Here is a 19767-nt window from a genome sequence, read left to right as displayed (position 1 = left end):
TATGTTAGAACAACAATTAATTGAGATTAGACGTCATTTACATTCCAAACCTGAGTTATCTCATGAAGAGTTCGAGACAACCAAATCTATTCGTGGTTGGTTGGAAGAAGCGGGAATTCGGATCGCGGATTATTCACTTACGACAGGTATTATTGCAGAAGTAGGCGGTTATCATGGTGGACCAATCGTTGCTGTGCGAGCAGACATTGATGCATTAGCCATTCAAGAAGATACAGGTTTATCCTATGCATCTTTAATTCCTGGGAAAATGCATGCGTGTGGCCATGATTTTCATACAGCGTCTATCTTGGGGACAGCTCTGCTATTGAAGCGAAGAGAGCATGAATTGAAGGGTACGGTAAGGTTTATCTTTCAACCGGCTGAGGAAAAGGCCAAGGGGGCTAATCAGGTTATTGCATCGGGGGCGTTAAAAGGGGTGTGGGCCATATTTGGAATGCACAACAAGCCCGATCTACCCACTGGGACGATTGGGATTAAATCGGGCGCACTGATGGCTGCTGCAGACGGATTCGCTGTTGAGGTAAAGGGAATAGGAACACACGCGGCAGTACCAGAAGCTGGCGTAGATCCAATCGTAGTTGCTTCGCACATGGTTACTGCCCTTCAATCTATCGTGAGCCGTAATATAGGCTCTCTTCAGAGCGCTGTAATTAGTGTAACTCGTATTCACAGTGGAACAGCGTGGAATGTTATTTCAGAATCAGCCATGTTAGATGGGACGATTCGTACGTTTGACATTGAAGTGAGAAATCATGTGTTGAAACGATTCCAACAGATCATCGATGGAGTGGCTTCTGCATTTGGGACAACAGCGAATGTGAGATGGTTGCCCGGCCCTCCTTCCGTTCATAACGATGCTTCACTTGAGTCGCTTGCCATTGAGGCGGCTGAAAGTGTGGGATTGCATGTGGTGACGGCGATTCCCTCTCCGGCAGGAGAGGACTTTGCCTTTTATCAGCAAGAGATTCCAGGGTTCTTTGTCTTTATGGGTACATCGGGACCACAGGAATGGCATCATCCTGCATTCGATGTGGATGAGCGCGCACTATCCATTAGTGCTGAATACTTCGCTGATTTATCACAGCGGGCTATCAATCAGTTATTAATTAAAGAATAGATTAGATGAGGTCATGAGAGGGGGAGATTGTCATACGAATGTCATACGACGTTATTGTTGTGGGAGCAGGGTCTATGGGGATGAGTGCGGGTTATCATCTAGCTAGACAGGGTATCCGAACGTTACTCATCGATGCATTCGATCCTCCACATCATGAGGGGAGCCATCATGGTGTACCACGGTTAATACGACATGCTTATCATGGAGGGTCTGCTTATGTGTCTATGGCCCTCCGTGCTCATAAGCTGTGGAATGAACTAGAAGAAGCTACGAATACTTCACTACTCATTCAATCAGGTGTATTAAATATATCATCTTCTAAGGTGTACTCATATGAACAGCGTCTTAAAGATGCAAGCCAGTTAGGTGTACCCATAGAGTTACTTGATGCAGATGAGATCGCTAAGCGGTGGCCTGGTATTCGACTGACGGACGATTTCACGGGGTTGTACGAGCCAGAAGCGGGTTATTTATTTAGTGAGAAATGTGTTGCAGCCTATCGACAAATGGCATTAGCGGAAGGTGCTACTCTTTTGCCCTATACGAATGTATCTTCCATTGAAGCAGATGGTGAGGGAGTATCGGTCTATACACAGCATGGTGTGTTTCATGCAGATAAAGCGATATTAAGTGCGGGTGCATGGTTCAAAACATTGGAGCCATTCATCAAGCTTCCCATCCAGTCTGTCCGTAAAGTCGTAGGTTGGTTCCAAAGCGATGAGTCACTCTTTGATACCAAGAACTTTCCAGGGTTTACTTTGGGTACCATGGAAGGTGGCTTCTACGGCTTTCCTAGTATTGATGGTACAGGTGTGAAGATTGGTAGACATGATCAAGGTGTACCTTGGCAGCCGGGGGAGCCTTTACAACCATTCGGAGCTTATGCGGATGATGAGGGAGATTTAAGAAATGCGATTGAGACTTACATGCCAGCGGCTGCTGGCAAGCTTATTCGTGGGTCCGTATGTAAGTACGAGATGACGCCTGATGAGGATTTCATTATTGACTATCATCCTGCATATCCGAATATTCTACTGGCAGGTGGATTCTCAGGTCATGGATTCAAATTCTCTAGTGTCGTAGGAGAGATTCTATCAGATTTGACGGTAAAACAAGCAACACCGCAAGATATTAGTCTATTCTCACTATCTCGGTTTCACGCATAAATAAACAATAGTTTACGTAAATTATGATAGGTTTGTATAAGGTAGCTCTCATTTGATGAGGCTATCTTTTTTTGCGTAAATACATATAGTAAGTTCTGAATATTTATTTGTATATTTTGTATATTTATTAATTGACCACATATCAATATTTTCGTATAATTGTAATTATATAGGAGAGAATACTTAATTAGGTTTTGCTAGCGAAAGAGAACTTTTCTGTGATAGGGGTGATGGAATGAGTCCGGCAACCACGATTCGGTCAGAAATAATAAATCATTTAGAGCGATTTGGACATTCATTTAGTAGTTTTGGACAAGCTTCAGGAATTAATAAGGGCGTAATTAGTGCGATTCTTAACAATAATCCACCCAAACCTATATCTGTACGACAAATTGATCTCATTACAAAAGCGCTTGGTTATGACGAGGGAGCATTATATGAATTGTTTGTGGAAGAATGTTTCGCAAATGAGAAGCCGAATGGTAGACGGATAGGTTCATTTCTAATCCGCTGTTCGGAGCTTGGTAAAGAGGACACGATTGCTCAGGTATTGTCTAGGCTAATGGAGAATCTAACTTATTTAACGTTGGTGTTCTCTCTTGCTGAGAATCTGTATACCAGTGGGAAGACGAAGGAATCTATCATATATTATAAATGTGTTGCTGAGCATGAGCGATATCAACATTCGGAGAGGCTTGCGATTAGCCAATACCGTATATTTAGAGCCTCTATTGGACTTGATGCGGAACATAATATGGAGGTTACACTTCAGTTTGTTCATTATCGTAAGAGATTACCGGAAAATTATCAGCTAGATGCTTTATTTCAGATAATTAACACTTGCTATGCTATGAATAAATGGGATAAAACCGAGCATTATGCAGATGAATTGATTCTTCTTTCTAATATTGTAATCAAGAATGAGAAACGTAAAATGTTAGGAAAGAGACCTTATGAACAGTTAGTAACAGATAGACCATTGGTCACATACTACGGTTACGGTTACTTGGTAAAGGGAGTAGTATTAGAACATGGGGGTCGCTATAAAGAATCTATGAAATATGTTTCTGTATACGCGGATTTAAGCTGGTTTGAAGGGCTAGATGAGAATGGCCACTTATCAGTGGAGAGATACCGTACTTGGGCGATAGGTAACATGTATACATTAGAGATCCTTATGGGTAATGTAAGTGTTTTTCCAGAGTACATACAATTATTGCAAGATAATCCGAATGAAATTCTTCCAGGTCTTTTAACAATAATGAAATCAGCTAACACACATGGACTCTCAGTGAATCATATTCTGGAGAAATTTAAAGATGTTATTCAGGAATATCAGAGTGATGACTTGTTATTAAAATTAAGTAACGGATACATGCTTTCCTTAAATAGGTTGAAGTGTGCGAATCTTTGTTATCAGATTGCAATATACCAATTTGGTAATAAGAGATATAGAGAAGCAATTAGAAATATATTTCAAAGTATTACAATTTATGCTATTATTAACAAAAAAGGAGGTGTAATAGATTCTATATCATTATTTGAGAAATATAGAAGTTACGCCTCGCAAGAAGAACTGAAAGAATATGATAATTTAATTAAAAGGGGGAACAACCATGAAAACAGTAATGGCTTCGTTAATTTTAGTTATCAGTTTAAGTAGCATTATTCTAATCGGACAACCTATTGATTCTAATGCGGTAATTCAACCATTAGGCCATGGTATTGGTAATATCTGATCGTTATTCTTACCATAATTTCATTCCAAGAGCTTTCGGAGTTCTCCGAGGGCTCTTTTTTTGTTTTGGTAAATGAAGATGAGTTTAATATAGTAATATTAATTGAAATTGAATATATACAAACACCTAATAGTAACAATTTGGTAACTTGTTATAATATGATAGGTATTGGTAAACAGGGAGGGAGCATATTGGACATAAGAGCAGTATACAGTTTGATCGAGTTCAGACGAAATGAATTGAATACGCTAGCTAGCATCTATGGTGTTGAAGATGAGAGAGTACTGATGAAATCCGAACAGCTTGATCATATTATCAATGAGTACTTTCGTAAGAAGATCACGGAATGTATTCAGCAAATAAATATCATGGATAAATAATAAACAAGCTAGACTATATAGGGATATAGTATTTAAAATCTTATAGCGATTATGAATACAACGGCATCGTCTCACTGAAGAAACGATACCGTTATTTATTTTTGTCTATTTCTGAGTTCCGTGTTGCTTAGTAGCCAATTTTTGACTTGGGGCTCCTTTACCTTGATGCTTCTTATTTCGTGCCGCTTTCTCCTGCGTATCATGTAATTTCTCTACAAACTCATGTGTGTTGTCCATTTGCACTGACCTCCTCGGATATACTACTCTCATACTATTTCCACGAATGCTCCGATTCATGAATGCCTTAATTTATAATACACTTCGCATAAAGAGTATTACTTTACTCCAGTAACCTGTGTCCAATTCACTAATCTGTACGCCTGGGCCACCCCATGTATGAATAAACTTCCCATCTCCCATATAAATCCCTACATGACCAGGAATTGCGTTACTTTCAAATCGGTCAGGAACGGTGAAAAAGATTAGATCGCCAGCTTTCAGGTTGTCCCTTGTAACCGAACGACCCTCTTTACCTTGGTCTCTAGCCAGTCTCGGTAAATCTACATTGAATTTCTTGAACACATGTTGTGTGAAAGTGGAACAATCAAATTTCTTTGATTGCTCATACGGTGCCGCTCCGAAATCGTAGGGGACTCCTAGAAACGTCTTGGCATAGGAGATGAGTTCACCCGTGTCAGTTGATGTGCTAGCGATGCGCAAGGACTTCGCTTGGGTTGTATTACTCGGCGGTGAGTCATCATGAAGAGGTGAAATCTCTATTCGATGATATCTTTGATTCCATTTAACCTTCGTATCAAGCAGACTTGAGAGGGAATCGGATGTTAGATACAATTGGCCATTCCAACGGATAGGTGCGTCTTTTATTTTGACAGTTTTCCCTAATGAAGAGGCTTGATCTTGCCCAAGGTACGCCTTATACATCGGATCGGTATAACCGATCTGTACGGCGTTCCCAGAATCTTTCATACGAAGACCTAGGGATTGAACGGCGGTCTGTAACGGTATCCAAGTCTTTCCTGAATAATCGGTATATAGGACTTGATCGGTAAATGTTCCAGCTGTAGTAGGAGAAGAGTGGGAGTGGGTGCCCTTTGTCTTAACAGTATTCGTAGGAGGGTTAGTATCATTGGCAGTCTTACTACTACTGCAGGACGTACATAGTACTAGGAGGATACAGGTAATCCCTAGTGTTACTTTTCGGTTTGCATGAGGGGTTGGCTTTAGCATATACGCACGCTCCATTATTCATATAGTAGAACCTCGAGGATAGAGGGGGATGAGAAGTTGTATCTCATTTCCCTCTAACCCGAGGCTGCTTTTACGTATAATGTGTGTCATTATATGCTTTTTTATTAACGAACGGATAAAGAAGTGCTTTCTGTTATAGGGGTGTACTTCTTTGGATTTCCATCAAGTCCATACTCTTGATCATATGCGTCAAAGATCTTACGAGCGATAGGCGCAGCGCTTTGAGCTCCGAACCCACCCTCGGGCACGACAACAGCGATAGCGAGCTTAGGATTATCACGTGGGGCATAGGCGATGAATATCCCGTTATCTCTCATTTTCCCTTTTGCCTTCTGTTCAGAAGTACCCGTCTTTCTTGCGAAATCGTAAGGGAATCCTTCAAAAGCACTTACGGTCGTATTCATACCTTGTTTGATTTCTTGCCAGTAGCGCTTATCTAACTTGATTTCATTGAGTACTACAGGCTTGAATTTCTTAACGAGTGTTCCGTCCTGTTCTTTGATTTCATTGACAAGCTGTGGCTTCATTCTCTTACCTTCATTGGCTAACATTGTCGTATACTGAGCTAACTGTAGGGTCGAATATTTGCCTTGTTGGCCGAAGGAAGCATAGGCTAAGGCTGCCAGATTACTTCCTGCTTGTTCCTTATTCATGTATTCAAGTCTACCAAAGTATTCATTAGGTAGATCGACTCCTGTAGATACACCGAGTCCGAATTTTTTCATATACCTATCCCAGACGTGAACTCCTTCATCTCCGGGATATTTCTTATTTAACCTCTTACCGATCATGTCGACCATGAAGACATTGGATGATTCTTTTATTGCTTTGGAGGGACGCATCGCACCAATGACATGACCAGAGGAATTACGAATCGGTTGTTCATGACCTTCTTTACCGATGTAGGTTACTCCTTGATCGATATAAGTATCCGTCGTTTTAAATAGACCTTCTTCTAATCCAATTAATACAGTGAGCGGCTTAATGGTCGAACCGAGGAGTAAGATTGAATCTAGATCGTTTACAGATTTACCAGAACTATACGGAGTGATCGTACCATTCTGGTAATTATTCTTAATCCGTTCATAGTCTTCGGTAGAAATGTTCTTACTTCCTGACGATTTCCATACATTCGTGTTATAATCGGGCATGCTAGCCATCGCAATTACTTTCCCGGTATCCACTTCCATCGCTACTGCGTACCCTGTTATTGCATTTTGATGGGTTTTTCCGGGGACCATATTGGTATGTAGCCATTGTAACTGTTCTGTGATAGCTTGCTCTGCCTTCAACTGTACATTTTTATTAATGGTTAAATAGATATCGTGGCCTTTTTTGGGAGGGATAACTCGTTCGACGGCTATCGGCATGTTCTGGGCGTTGACTGAAACTTCTTTATACCCATTCTCGCCTCTGAGTTCATCTTGGAAGGAGAATTCTATACCGTCATATCCGACAATTTCATCTTCTGTATAGGTTAATCCAGGGTTCTTTTGGGTGCCTTTCACCTTCTGAACTGCATCTATTTTACTGTAAATTTCCTTTGAGCTTTTAAAATATTTAATATAACCTACCGTCTGGACGGCTATCGTCTCTGGATTATAATGACGAAGGCTCTCTTCAGCGATTTCAATTTCAATACCAGGAAAGGCCGTTTTATGTTCTGAGAAATAAGCAATTTCAGCCGGGTTAAGATCAGTCTTAATCCGTCGAGGCTGATATCCGGGGCCCTTGAGGAATTCCAAGTCCATTGCATCAATGATATTCTGTTGGGTTAGCTTCTCCCCTTTGGGATCTAATTTGATGAATGCCTGCTCCATTTCCTTAGCTAATTGAAAAGCAGCAGGTCGGACAAGCGGTTTTTTCTTCTTGATTAAGATGTCTTCCTTGGCCAAGCTATAATCTTCCATCAAGGTAATGAAAAGAGATCGAATAGGGGTAGAATAAGCTAGCTTGGTGTGCGTATCATCATAAATAATTCCTCGAATGGGAGATAGAGCGACGGTTTTTATTAATCCATTCGTTTCCTTCTCGGTCAGGGTGGATCCTTCTACAAACTGTAGGATGGCTAATCTAACAATAATGACGCAAAAAATGATAAATGTACTGAAAAAGAATACGTTAATTCTCAGGGCGAAGTATGCCCTTCTTGGATCTTTATTCGCTGCTTGATTCATATTGAACATAAATGCACTCCAATCTCATGAATGAGTTGTTAGAAGCGATAATTGAACATAGGAGATAATAATCACTCATTACACTATACCATTTTATTCCAAAGATGAGGTATAAACGAATGAATTCGACTCTAAAAATATTCAACTTTCATTGACAATACTTAGTATGAAGGTATAATTAAATTTATGGCTAAATGATAATGAATATCATTCTTAATTAATATCCATTAAACCTATAATTCAGGAAGAGTAAGGTAAGAAATATGAAAAAGAGATATTTGCTTATTACACTTGTTATTTTTTCATTTATTTCAATTTTCATCGGAGTTAAGGATATCTCTCCAATGGATATCTTCCATTTAACAGATCAACAATTACAGACGTTAATGATAAGTCGAATACCTCGTCTAATTAGCATCATTATAGCGGGTATGAGTATGAGTATTGTCGGTTTAATTATGCAGCAGTTGACTCGCAATAAATTTGTGTCGCCAACGACGGCAGGAACAATGGATTCAGCAAGGTTCGGAATCCTCGTCGCTATGATGGTGTTTCCGAATGTCACTTCGCTAGAGAAAATGGTAGTTGCGTTCATCTTTGCTCTACTAGGAACCTTTATCTTTATGAAGATTCTAGACAAGGTGAAATATAAGGATGCCATCTTTATTCCGCTAGTAGGAATTATGTTTGGGAATGTAGTCGGTTCAATCACGACATTTTTTGCCTATAAGAATGATCTCATTCAGAATATGGCATCATGGTTGCAGGGAGATTTCTCAGTGATCTTGAAGGGCCGCTATGAAATGTTATATATCAGCATTCCGCTCGTCATTATAGCGTACCTATTTGCTAATCGGTTCACGATTGCCGGTATGGGTGAGGAGTTCGCGAAGAACCTAGGGTTGAATTATAAGCAAGTCGTAAACATCGGACTTGTTATTGTAGCAGCAGTGTCCTCGATCGTGATACTAACGGTTGGGATGATTCCCTTCTTGGGTCTGATTGTCCCGAATATTGTAACGATCTATCTAGGAGACAATCTGAAGAAGAGTCTTTCACATACCGCGTTATTAGGAGCAGTATTCCTTCTATTCTGTGACATCTTAGGTCGACTTATTATATTTCCTTATGAAATACCAATTGGTCTTACCGTTGGCGTTATCGGAAGCGGAATCTTTATCTACTTACTTATTAGAAGAAAGGCATATGCATAATGAAGGTGAAGCTTAGTATTTTATTCGTTATTGTAATCGCACTTATTGCTTTGTTCCTTTTGTATCAAACCGGTGGTCATTGGGATTATGTCCTTCCAAGAAGAGGTAAGAAGATTCTGGCTATGGTGATTACGGGGAGTGCGATTGCTTTCTCTACAGTTGTGTTCCAGACCATTACGAACAATCGTATTTTGACACCTAGTATTCTAGGTTTAGATTCCTTATACATGTTGTTTCAGACCTTTATTATTTATGCTTTTGGATCTACAACGTTAACATCTTCAGATCGTAATATTAATTTCGTGATTTCTGTTGCGTTAATGATCGGGTTCTCAGGTGTATTCTACAAGATTCTTTTCCGAAAAGAAGGCCAGAGTAACATATACTTTCTATTGTTAATTGGGATGATCTTAGGGACGTTTTTTGGAAGCATATCTTCATTTATGGAGGTACTCATTGATCCTAATGAATTCTTGATGTTGCAAGACAAAATGTTCGCTAGCTTCAACAATGTGAATACAGATTTATTAATCATTTCGATTATTGGGATATTTGGTGTAACGCTGTATTTCTTGAAATTCATTAAGTATCTAGATGTCATTTCGCTAGGAAGAGATCAGGCGGTTAATCTAGGCGTCAATTACGATTATGTTGTTAAAAGACTGCTCGTTGTGGTAGCCATTCTGATGTCGATCGCAACGGCTTTGGTAGGTCCGATTACCTTCTTAGGACTTCTAGTGGTTAATGTGGCGCATCAATTTCTCAAAACATATCAACACAAATACTTAATTGTAGGTTCCATTCTTATAAGCATCATCGCATTAATCGGAGGACAGTTCATTGTTGAGAAGGTATTTACATTCTCCACCACGTTAAGTGTCATTATCAACTTCGTTGGGGGAGCGTACTTTATATATCTTCTGTTAAAGGAGAATAAGTCGTGATAGAAGTAAGAAATGTTTCTAAACAGTATGCAGGTAAACATGTCGTCGATCAAGTTTCACTTCAGGTTACGAAGGGTACGATTACTTCTTTTATAGGACCTAACGGTGCAGGGAAAAGTACGCTTCTCTCGATGATCAGTCGTCTTACAACGAAGGATCAAGGTGAGATTCTCATTGAAGGACGGGATATTAGCAAGATTAAGAGTAATGATCTAGCTAAGCAAATCTCCATTCTGAAACAGTCGAACAATATTAACATTCGATTGACCATTAAGGAACTAGTGAGCTTTGGAAGATTTCCATATTCGCAAGGCAGGTTAACCACGGAAGACTGGAAGTATGTGAATGATGCGATTGCATACATGGATCTTGAAGACATTCAAGACAAATACTTAGATCAATTAAGTGGTGGACAGAACCAACGAGCATATATCGCCATGGTCATTGCGCAGAATACAGATTATATTTTGCTAGATGAACCGCTCAACAATCTAGATATGAAACACTCCGTACAGATTATGAAAGTGCTAAGACGGATGGTTGATGAACTGGGGAAAACGGTCATTATCGTTATCCATGATATTAATTTCGCCTCCGTCTATTCAGATTATATCGTTGCCCTTAAGGATGGACGAATCGTTAAAGAGGGTGCTACACAAGATATTATTGATAATAAAGTCCTCCAAGATGTGTATGGTATGGATATTCATATTGAAGATATCAATGACAATAAAATATGTGTGTATTTCGCTTAAATGAGGAACTTTAATTTGGGAAATTATGATGTTTGTACACCCCATATGTAAAGGCGCCAGTGTGGAGTTTACGGATCATCAATGATTTTAATAGCATTACAAATACAAGCTAGGAGTGAATTGAATTGAAAAAGAACGTACTCATGATCATAATGACTGTAATGATGGCTGTAGTAATGGCTGCATGCGGCAATAATAATGCTAAGACAGAAACGACAGAGCCAGCAGGGAATAAGACGAATGCAGCAACACCAACAGAGAGCAAAGAATTGACGATCAAACACAAACTAGGCGAAGCTAAAGTACAGACCAACCCTAAGAAAGTCGTAGTGTTTGACTTCGGCATATTGGATTCTCTTGATAAATTAGGTGTTGAGGTAGCTGGCGTACCACAAGCTAACATCCCTCCATACCTTAAGAAATATGAAGATAAGAAATATGCTAACGTAGGAAGCTTGAAAGAGCCTGATTTCGAGAAAATCAATGCGCTTGATCCTGACCTTATCATTATCTCTGGAAGACAAGAGCCTGCTTATGAAGAGTTGAATAAAATAGCTCCAACGATTTTCCTAGGCGTAGACAATGCAAAATTAGTAGAATCTTTCAAAGAAAATATGAATACGCTAGGTCAAATCTTTGATAAACAAGCAGAGATTGATGAAGCGCTAGTTAAGATTGATGCTTCCATTAAAGATATTCATGATAAAGCAACAGCAAGTGGTAAGAATGGACTCATTGTACTTGCTAATGAGGGTAAACTAAGCGCATATGGACCTGGTTCCAGATTCGGAATTATTCATGATGTATTAGGGTTTACACCAGCAGATCCTAAGATCGAAGTGTCCACTCACGGACAAAGTGTCACTTCTGAGTTCGTAGCAGAGAAGAATCCGGACTATCTATTTGTAGTAGATCGTGACAGTGCTGTTGCAACTAAAGGTACAAAAACAGCTCCTGCTAAGGATACTATTGAGAACGATCTAGTGAAGAATACGAAGGCTTTCAAAGAAGGACATATTGTCTATCTTGATCCTAACTACTGGTACCTATCCGGTGGTGGACTTGTATCCATGGAAGAAATGATTAATGAAATTGGTGCAGCGATTAAGTAATAACTGCCCACACCGCCCTTCCATCCCGTTCATATATTGGGATGGAAGGGAGGGGCATCATTCATGTCAACTAAATCCCATTACAGAACTGCTAGAAAGCACCTAAATAAACATGTTAAGGTCAAAACAAAGTATGGAAGTACTTTTTATGGGGAAATTATCAAGGTAAGTTCTACAAAAATGTACCTGAAGGTTTCTTCTGTTAAGAGTCATAACAAAGCTCATACCTCATTTGCACCATTCATTCTTCCATTAGTCCTCTTCGATTTACTTGCGATAGTGCTAGTGGCAACACCTAGAAGAAGATTCTTTTTCTAATAAAGGATAGTAACCTATTACCTGCCGAGAACATGATCTCGGCAGGTTTTTTTATAGGATTCAATCATAAGTTTTCTAGGTCACTAGGGGATTTCATAACAACAGGCACCTCGAATTTGAGGTGCCTGTTGTTATTGTTCCTTGTAATAGAGAGCGGACAGCTTCGCTGCAGTCTGGTTCCATGTGAATTGTTGCAGTACATCAGCGCGCCCATTCTTACCCATGTTTCTTCTGAGATTTTTATTCTGAGCTAATTTAAGCAGATAGTCTGCGAACCCTTCGGGTCTGTGATATTGAGTTACTAGGTAACCATTGTGTCCATGATTTACGATCTCCTGAATCCCTCCATTTCGTGAGGCAATAACAGGAACCCCCGAGGCCATAGCTTCTATATTAACGAGGCCAAAGGCTTCGTGTTTCTGAGATGGACAGACGAAGCAGTCTGCTAGATGGTATAGCTTATGAATCTTGGCATGGGGTATTTTCCCTATATATTTCATGGGTACGCCTAAGGCTCGAGCCTGTCGCTTAAGGCGCCTCAAGTAGGATGGGCTTGCTCTACCCACTACAACCAGTTGTACGGGTATGTGTTTACGCACAAGATGTGAGGCTTTAATGAGTACTGGAACTCCCTTTTGCGGAATGACTCTCCCTACAAAAAGAATGGTGAAGGCATTCCCAAGTCTATATTCTTTTCTACATTTTTTTTTCTCAGCTACTGTGCTTGAGCGGAACCGATAGACATCGACGCCTAACTCAACGATACGAATGTTCTTTGCTACATGGGGGAACCGTGAGGTTAGTTTTTGCTGAAGTGAACGGCTATTAGCGATGATAAGATCTGCTTTTCTTAAATGTTTTGATATTTGTGGCTTAAGAGGAACAAACGTTAAAGAGTGAAGGAATAAAGAGACAGGTGTGTGTGGGAAAGCTTGTTTAATGCGAGCCATATAGTATGGACGATTATCGACTTGAATAAAGTCATAGGTTCTCCCTTTCATATAGTTAAGTACAGAAGAAATATAAGTTGAAGTACTTCCTGAGGCTACTCGAATAATTTTGACATGACCGATCTGACTCTCATGGGCTAAAGAACGGGTACGTCTGCTGATAATGGTAACTTGATGTTTGGTTGAGAGTTGCTTAGCTATTGCGAGAATACATATTTCTACAGAACCGCTACCTGGAACGGGTATTTGCTCTGGGGCAACGATAAGAATGTGCATAGTTCTATCCTCCCTATCTGTCAGGTACAACGAAGTTGTTTCTCTAAGATATGCTGTTTCTTTTGAAAAGGTATGGTCTTATGGTCTATGCAAAGAAGTATAGGGCTGAATATAATATATAGATTTTGGGATTGTTGAGGTGGTCATGATCGCTGTAGTTCAATTCATTCAAGGAAAGTGAGGTTGGATATGAAGGGGAAAAGAAAGGGAACGATTATGAGTAAATGGCTCAAAACAAATGCATTACTAAGTCACAGCGAGATAAGCCAATACATTCCAATGACACAAAGATTAACGAGTCGAAACCTTTCGTCCATGTTAGCTAAATATGAGATGGTCTATATCAAGCCTGAACGAGGTACGTATGGTAATGGGGTTATACGTGCGGAGGTATTGAAGCAAGGGGTAAATAAATATCAGTATCAGATTGAAATGAATAAGCGAACGTTTAAAGACTATACTTCTTTTTTTCAATCTTTAAAGAAGGTCACGAAGAAGAGAAGTTATTTGGTACAGATGGGTATCCATTTACTGAAATATCAAAAACGTAGATTTGACGTTCGAGTTATGGTTCAGCTGAATCCTAAGGCAGTCTGGGAGACGACAGGCATTATTGGTAGAGTAGCCCACCTTGGGAAAATCGTAACGAACTATCATAGTGGTGGTCAACTCGTGAACATTGAGAAATTGTTATCTTCACATCTATCGTTGAATGAACAGAAATCGGTAATAGAGAAAATGAGTAAATTGGGTGTCATGATCGCCAAGCAACTTCGGCAGAAATATCCCGATTATCGACAAGTTGGTGTTGATGTTGGACTTGATGTGACCATGAAGCCATGGATTATTGAGGTGAATACGAATCCTGACCCGTATATCTTCAAGAAACTTGCCGATAAATCTGTATTTCGGAAGGTAATGAGGTATAGAGGGTTAAAGGCACCTATTCGTATCTTGAAAAAGAAAAAATAGTATCGGATTCATCATGCCTTCCTTAATAAGTTAAGACACCTTGAAATACCTGATGGAAGTTGAATCAGGTATTTTGATGATCCATTATATAAACGATATACTATTATTGGAATCCGAGATATATTAAACGTGTATTTTGCCACTGTAGGATGAGGAGGACGCACCTCCCCTATTTGTAGTCTCTCATTTTAATTGTTAAAGGAATAATATATTTAATGATTCAAATATATAGGTTTAAAAGGATATTTAGAACATGTATAGTAAGTATATACCAAAATGTGGATATCCTTAGAGAGGAGCGAATGAAATTGGAATATGTAGGCGAACCCATCATTTCTATCCGTGATCTGGTCTTGAATTATGGTAATAAGACGGTTCTACATGGGATTAACCTAAATGTCTTCAAAGGGCAAATTATTGGATATATTGGACCTAATGGAGCGGGGAAAAGCACGACAGTGAAGGTATTGCTTGGGCTTATAGGTGAATACAAGGGCGACGTAAAGATTCTAGGAAGAGATATTTCAGATGGAGACGTTGAATATAAGAGGAAGATCGGCTATGTACCTGAGGTCGCTGATATTTATGAAAGCCTCACAGCACAAGAATACTTAACGTTTATTGGGCAATTATATGGGTTGGAATATACCCGAGCGGACCAGAAAGCATTTCAATTAATGACTAGCTTTGAATTAGACCACATGTACGGATCACGAATTTCCTCCTTTTCCAAAGGGATGAAGCAGAAGGTACTATTGATCGCAAGCTTAATACATAATCCTGAGATTCTATTCTTAGATGAACCTCTGAGCGGACTAGATGCCAATAGTGTCATGGTTGTGAAAGAATTACTAGCTTGTTTAGCCGCTCAAGGCAAGACCATCTTCTATTCCTCTCACATTATGGATGTGGTAGAGAAGATCAGCAACCGCATTATTTTACTAGATAACTGAAAGATCATAGCAGATGGTAGCTTTCACGAACTGCAACAACAATCCAAGGAAGGATCTCTGGAGCAAGTATTCAGTCAACTCACCGGATCTCACGATCATAAAGACATAGCCAAGCGTATGGTCTCTATTGTACAAGAGGTGTAATCGATGAATGAATTCAGAACATTGAAAGTATTGGATCGGTTTCGTCTTCTTTTTGAGAAATTCGGAATTCAATATGTGATCATGAGAAGAATCCTACAAATGAAGTTGACGATGGATGGTAGAAGAGTACCGACTATGCTCGGGAATACAGGATCGCGTCAAGATCCCGAGAAGGATGATCAGAATAAATTTTTGCGATCCATGTGGCTATATCTCTTGTTGGGTACAGTAGTCTTAGCACCTGTTGTTATGATGAGTGACAACTTCATATTTCAAATGAGTCTCGTATTCGGGATTCTGATCTTCATGGTACTGACTTCATTAATATCCGACTTCTCATCCGTTCTTTTAGATATTAGAGACAAGACGATACTCGACACGAAACCCGTAAATGCAAGAACCATTCATGCCGCTAAAATTATACATATTAGTATTTATCTTTTCTTCATTACGGCGGCACTTGCTATCGCTCCACTTATTGGTGGTACCATCCGCCATGGGATTATGTTTTCAGTAATCTTCCTCTTTGAACTGGTATTTATAGATATCTTGATTGTGGTATTAACGGCGTTGTTATATCTCGTTGTGCTTCAGTTTTTTGATGGAGAGAAATTGAAAGATATCATTAATTATGTGCAAATTGGCTTAACCTTGGTTATGACGATCGGCTACCAATTCGTATCACGATTATTTAGTATCGTAGACTTTAATTATGTATTTGATGGGAAATGGTGGCAGTATTTTATTATTCCTGTATGGTTTGCAGCGCCCTTTGAACTATTTATTCACGGAGACCGTAACAAGGTTTTTCTGATTTTCTCTCTTATGGCTGTATTGGTACCTCTAATATCTGTTTATATATATGCTAGGTGCATGCCCTCATTTGAGAGGAATCTACAGAAACTTAGTGATAATAGTGGAACGAGAAAGAGGGTGGGACGTCCTAAGGGCATGGGGATATTAAGATTTATCTGTTCGACGCAGGAAGAGCGAATGTTCTTTCGGTTTACCTCAGATATGATACGTAATGACCGGAACTTCAAGTTGAGGGTGTATCCATCGTTAGGCCTTTCTCTTGTATTTCCGTTTATATTTCTATTTAATTCTTTGCAGTTTCAAGAATGGGACAAGGTATCTTCTAGTAAAAGTTATTTACTGATGTATGCTGCGGCATTATTTATTCCATCGGTGATGATCATGTTGAAATTCTCGGACAGCTACAAAGGGGCCTGGATCTATAAAGTCATGCCGGTTCGAGAGCTAGCTCCAATATTTAAAGGCAGTCTCAAAGCGATCCTAGTCAAGTTGTTTGTACCATTAATCCTATTCGTAAGCATCATATTTATCGCGGTTTACGGATTAAGAATTATTCCTGACGTCGTTGTATTTCTATTGAGTATATGTCTGTATACCGTGGTTTCATTTCTAATGTTAAGAAAGGCTGTTCCTTTCTCAGAGCCCTATCAGGTCTCAGGAAAGGGTGAACGGATTCCCATCTTAGTACTCATGGTGATTCTAGCGTTATTTGCAGTCTGTCATCTCCTAAGTACCGCTGTAAATTATGGCGTCTACATCTATATGATACTTCTTATATTTGTGAATTTGGTTAGTTGGAGACGAGCCTTTCGAATCACCTGGGATAATGTAATACCATAGTTACAGGGTGTGTCGATCTAGGATGAAATCTATTACCTAATTCATCCTTTTGATTATCTGTTGCAGAAGTAGTACATTATAAAAGTTATCATTAAGGAGGTTCCACATTAATGTATTATGAAGACAACGAGAATTTATCGATCATGACATATACCTTGAACAGTGGTATTAAAGGTACAGTTCCTTTATCTAATAAGCAAATTCAAGAGTGGTTAGAGAGTTATAGATCGAATACGAAATTTATTACTGCCATTGGTAAAGAATTTTTCGGTCTTAACCCTGAGCTTGTCGCGGACTTCAAAGTGCAGAATCGATTCTCTAACTATGTTGAGATGATCAGGCCGATATCAGCAGGAGATCAAGAGAAGAATGATGAACTTTCACAAGCCTATGAAGAGAATCTTGTATTCTTTAAGGTTGACTGTAAATGTGGAACAACTTATACAACATACTCGCAATATTATACAACGAAGTGGTTTTGTTCGAAGTGTAAAGAGATTGTATTCATGGATAAAAAGAAAGGGAAGGTTCCTACCGATAAAGGCGAAGCTTGGTATATGACCAACAAGTACTTTGTGGAACGGGAATCTTAAAGAAAGGCTACCTTTCAACTTTCCAAAAAAGGAACAGTTGATGGATCACTCCATCGGCTGTTCCTTTTTTGGTATATTACCATTTATATTTTGAAGCGTTCGATGAGGACATGCAGCTGCTCAGACATCACCGAAAGGAAGGTAGCAGAGGCATCGATTTCTTCCATGGACGCGAGCTGCTGCTCGGAGGCAGCAGATACACTCTGTGCGCCATCTCGTGTTTGTTGGGCTACCTCTACAAGAACATGAGCGGTTCCAACCAGGATATTCGCACGTTCGGACAACTGATGGACGGCGATGGATACATGCTCATTTTGCTCGGTGATGATGGCTGCCGAAGCCTCGATTTGTTCCAAAGAGGCTCCGACATCAGAGATTCGTTTAGATTCTTCGGTCACTTGTGCGGCTGTATCTAGCATATTGTTACTAGCAGTCTCCATGAGTGATAAGGTCTTATTTACGACTACTGTAATCTCTTGTGCGGATTGTGCTGAACTTTCAGACAATTTCCTTACCGAATTGGCTACAACAGCGAAACCTCTGCCTTGCTCCCCTGCACGAGCAGCTTCAATAGCAGCATTCAAAGCTAGTAAATTTGTCTCTGCTGATATCCCTGTCATAACATCGAGCATATGGCTGATTTCTTGCGAATAATCCTTTAAGCTTTGAATCGTTAATGACAATTCTTGAATACTCTCATTCATGTGATCCATTTGATCAACGGTCTCATTCATAGATATTCTTCCTGCGCGAGCTCTTTGCAAATTGTCAGCGGCGGAGAGCCGTGCTTGTTCTGTACTTATGGAGATATTTGAAATGAACGTTGACATTTCTGCAATCTTTTGCGAACTCATTTCTAGGCTTAGCAACTGTTTCTCTGCCCCATCAGCCATATCATCAATGATAATGACCGTTTGTTGACCTGTTTCTCCAGTCTGTTTGGAGCTTGCGGATAATTCTTCTGAAGACGAGGCAACGTGATGAGATGCAGTGTTAACTTCTCGAATTAGATTTTGTAGATTAATTGTCATGGTATTAATGTCTGTGGTTAATCGCCCGATTTCGTCCTTACTCTTAAACCGTAATAGCGCAAGGGTTAAGTCTCCCTCAGCGATACGATGAACACTAGCAGATAGGGCGGATAGGGGTCTTACTGCTCTACGGATGATGATGAATACAGCAAGTGCAGCCAGTGTGAATAGGATAGCACCTACAATAAATGGTTTGATGAGTATTTCAACGGTTCTTTGGTGAATTAGAGAGGCATCAACATTAATCGCAAGCAAACCTAGCATCTCTTTACTGGAATCATTGTCTTTATAGATAGGGCCGTATCCTGTTTTTAATGTGATCTGATCATATGTATACACTTTGGAAGAGATAGCATGTTTCATACTGTTTATCATATCCTGATCTGCTTTATTGAAGTAAAATGTGTCCCCTGCTTTGTATCCCCGTTGTTTGAAATTACTGTCCGCAGCTAAAATCTTGCCATCTAGAGATAGAATAAATGCTTCTTTAAATAGAGGTTTCTTATGTATGATCCAGTCTATGTTTGTCTCAACTTTACTAAGTACGCTAGTGTCTCCATGAGTAAGAGCTAAGATGTCTTCCTGCTTAACCAGCCCAGAAGTGATGTTCGCACAGCCAACGGTTTCAATTCCAAGTGCATCATCCACTTGTCTATAGGTTATTTGATATGCAAATATACTGATTGAGGCACCTACCACCATGAGAAGGGCAATTAACTTCAATGTAATCTTCGTAGCCAATCCCATCTAAACAACCTCCTGTGTTATAGGATATGTGTTATACCCGTTTCGAAACCTGTCTTCAAGTTTATATAATATATATTCGTTAGTAAGTAACAATAAATCTATGATAAAAGTCATTGTAATAAAATGGATTAACGGTTATATAGATGTCTACAATTCCTTAATCTTTCAGTGTTCAATCGTTCTAATTTTAAATATTGTGTGACAAACTTCACAATGTGACGATATTTTCCCTA

Annotated in this window: 17 protein-coding genes and 1 pseudogene; 13 read left to right on the top strand and 5 right to left on the bottom strand. The window is 39.6% G+C overall.

The genetic code is table 11. The features are described from left to right. Position 1 precedes the first annotated feature (1 nt). From BW961_RS22080 to BW961_RS29600, 4 genes are all read left to right on the top strand, one after another. Entirely contained in the window at positions 2-1138 is a 1137-nt protein-coding gene (locus BW961_RS22080; RefSeq protein ID WP_068583565.1) for a M20 peptidase aminoacylase family protein, read from the top strand. Positions 1139-1176: 38 nt separating this feature from the next. Next, positions 1177-2304 carry an N-methyl-L-tryptophan oxidase gene (gene solA, locus BW961_RS22075; protein ID WP_068583568.1) on the top strand — a complete coding sequence of 376 codons (1128 nt, stop codon included), beginning with the start codon at positions 1177-1179 and terminating at the stop codon, positions 2302-2304. Positions 2305-2539: 235 nt separating this feature from the next. Further along, positions 2540-3967 carry a hypothetical protein gene (locus tag BW961_RS22070; protein WP_068583571.1) on the top strand — a complete coding sequence of 476 codons (1428 nt, stop codon included), beginning with the start codon at positions 2540-2542 and terminating at the stop codon, positions 3965-3967. A 267-nt stretch (positions 3968-4234) separates the two neighbouring features. After that, entirely contained in the window at positions 4235-4423 is a 189-nt protein-coding gene (locus tag BW961_RS29600; RefSeq protein WP_068583575.1) for an aspartyl-phosphate phosphatase Spo0E family protein, read from the top strand. Positions 4424-4528: 105 nt separating this feature from the next. Here the strand turns inward: BW961_RS29600 and BW961_RS22060 are convergent, their stop codons facing one another. The 3 genes from BW961_RS22060 to BW961_RS22050 form a co-directional block, all read right to left on the bottom strand. Then, positions 4529-4660: a DUF4023 domain-containing protein gene (locus tag BW961_RS22060; protein WP_076576984.1), complete on the bottom strand. Its 132-nt coding sequence runs from the start codon at positions 4658-4660 to the stop codon at positions 4529-4531. 72 nt (positions 4661-4732) lie between these two features. Then, positions 4733-5671: a C40 family peptidase gene (locus BW961_RS22055; protein WP_068583578.1), complete on the bottom strand. Its 939-nt coding sequence runs from the start codon at positions 5669-5671 to the stop codon at positions 4733-4735. 125 nt (positions 5672-5796) lie between these two features. Continuing rightward, positions 5797-7878, bottom strand: a complete 2082-nt coding sequence (locus BW961_RS22050; protein ID WP_068583583.1) for a peptidoglycan D,D-transpeptidase FtsI family protein — start codon at positions 7876-7878, stop codon at positions 5797-5799. Between the two features lie 254 nt (positions 7879-8132). On the opposite strand from BW961_RS22050, the gene BW961_RS22045 reads away from it, so the two are divergent. From BW961_RS22045 to BW961_RS22025, 5 genes are all read left to right on the top strand, one after another. Continuing rightward, complete coding sequence (locus tag BW961_RS22045; protein WP_068583585.1) at positions 8133-9083, top strand: ABC transporter permease; 951 nt, start codon at positions 8133-8135, stop codon at positions 9081-9083. Continuing rightward, the gene (locus BW961_RS22040) at positions 9083-10027 is read left to right on the top strand and encodes an iron chelate uptake ABC transporter family permease subunit (protein WP_068583587.1); all 945 of its coding nucleotides are present in this window, start codon (positions 9083-9085) and stop codon (positions 10025-10027) included. Before BW961_RS22045 ends, BW961_RS22040 begins: the two co-directional genes overlap by 1 nt. Continuing rightward, positions 10024-10782, top strand: a complete 759-nt coding sequence (locus BW961_RS22035; RefSeq protein WP_068583590.1) for an iron ABC transporter ATP-binding protein — start codon at positions 10024-10026, stop codon at positions 10780-10782. Before BW961_RS22040 ends, BW961_RS22035 begins: the two co-directional genes overlap by 4 nt. 125 nt (positions 10783-10907) lie before the next feature. Continuing rightward, positions 10908-11894 carry a siderophore ABC transporter substrate-binding protein gene (locus BW961_RS22030; protein WP_068583593.1) on the top strand — a complete coding sequence of 329 codons (987 nt, stop codon included), beginning with the start codon at positions 10908-10910 and terminating at the stop codon, positions 11892-11894. A 63-nt stretch (positions 11895-11957) separates the two neighbouring features. Then, a complete protein-coding gene (locus tag BW961_RS22025; protein ID WP_068583595.1) occupies positions 11958-12212 on the top strand; it encodes a hypothetical protein in 255 nt (84 codons plus the stop codon). Positions 12213-12343: 131 nt separating this feature from the next. Here BW961_RS22025 and BW961_RS22020 read toward each other — a convergent pair whose 3' ends face one another. Continuing rightward, positions 12344-13438: a glycosyltransferase family 4 protein gene (locus tag BW961_RS22020; RefSeq protein WP_068583597.1), complete on the bottom strand. Its 1095-nt coding sequence runs from the start codon at positions 13436-13438 to the stop codon at positions 12344-12346. 189 nt (positions 13439-13627) lie between these two features. Here BW961_RS22020 and BW961_RS22015 point away from each other — a divergent pair, with 189 nt between their 5' ends. The 4 genes and pseudogenes from BW961_RS22015 to BW961_RS22000 all read left to right on the top strand — a co-directional run bounded on the left by BW961_RS22015 (position 13628) and on the right by BW961_RS22000 (position 17756). Next, positions 13628-14410 carry a YheC/YheD family protein gene (locus BW961_RS22015; protein WP_068584351.1) on the top strand — a complete coding sequence of 261 codons (783 nt, stop codon included), beginning with the start codon at positions 13628-13630 and terminating at the stop codon, positions 14408-14410. 302 nt (positions 14411-14712) lie between these two features. Then, positions 14713-15507: pseudogene (locus BW961_RS22010) on the top strand (ABC transporter ATP-binding protein). 3 nt (positions 15508-15510) lie between these two features. Continuing rightward, a complete protein-coding gene (locus BW961_RS22005; protein ID WP_068583600.1) occupies positions 15511-17163 on the top strand; it encodes an ABC-2 family transporter permease in 1653 nt (550 codons plus the stop codon). 110 nt (positions 17164-17273) lie between these two features. After that, entirely contained in the window at positions 17274-17756 is a 483-nt protein-coding gene (locus BW961_RS22000) for a hypothetical protein (protein WP_068532170.1), read from the top strand. Positions 17757-17839: 83 nt separating this feature from the next. On the opposite strand, the gene BW961_RS21995 is transcribed toward BW961_RS22000, so the two are convergent. After that, a complete protein-coding gene (locus BW961_RS21995; protein ID WP_068583603.1) occupies positions 17840-19534 on the bottom strand; it encodes a methyl-accepting chemotaxis protein in 1695 nt (564 codons plus the stop codon). Between the last annotated feature and the right edge of the window lie 233 nt (positions 19535-19767).

The organism is Paenibacillus macquariensis (assembly GCF_900156375.1).
In the GTDB taxonomy this organism is placed as follows: Bacteria; Bacillota; Bacilli; order Paenibacillales; family Paenibacillaceae; genus Paenibacillus_AQ; species Paenibacillus_AQ macquariensis.
Note: the sequence above shows the minus strand (reverse complement) of the source record. Positions and strands in the feature narration are given on the sequence as shown.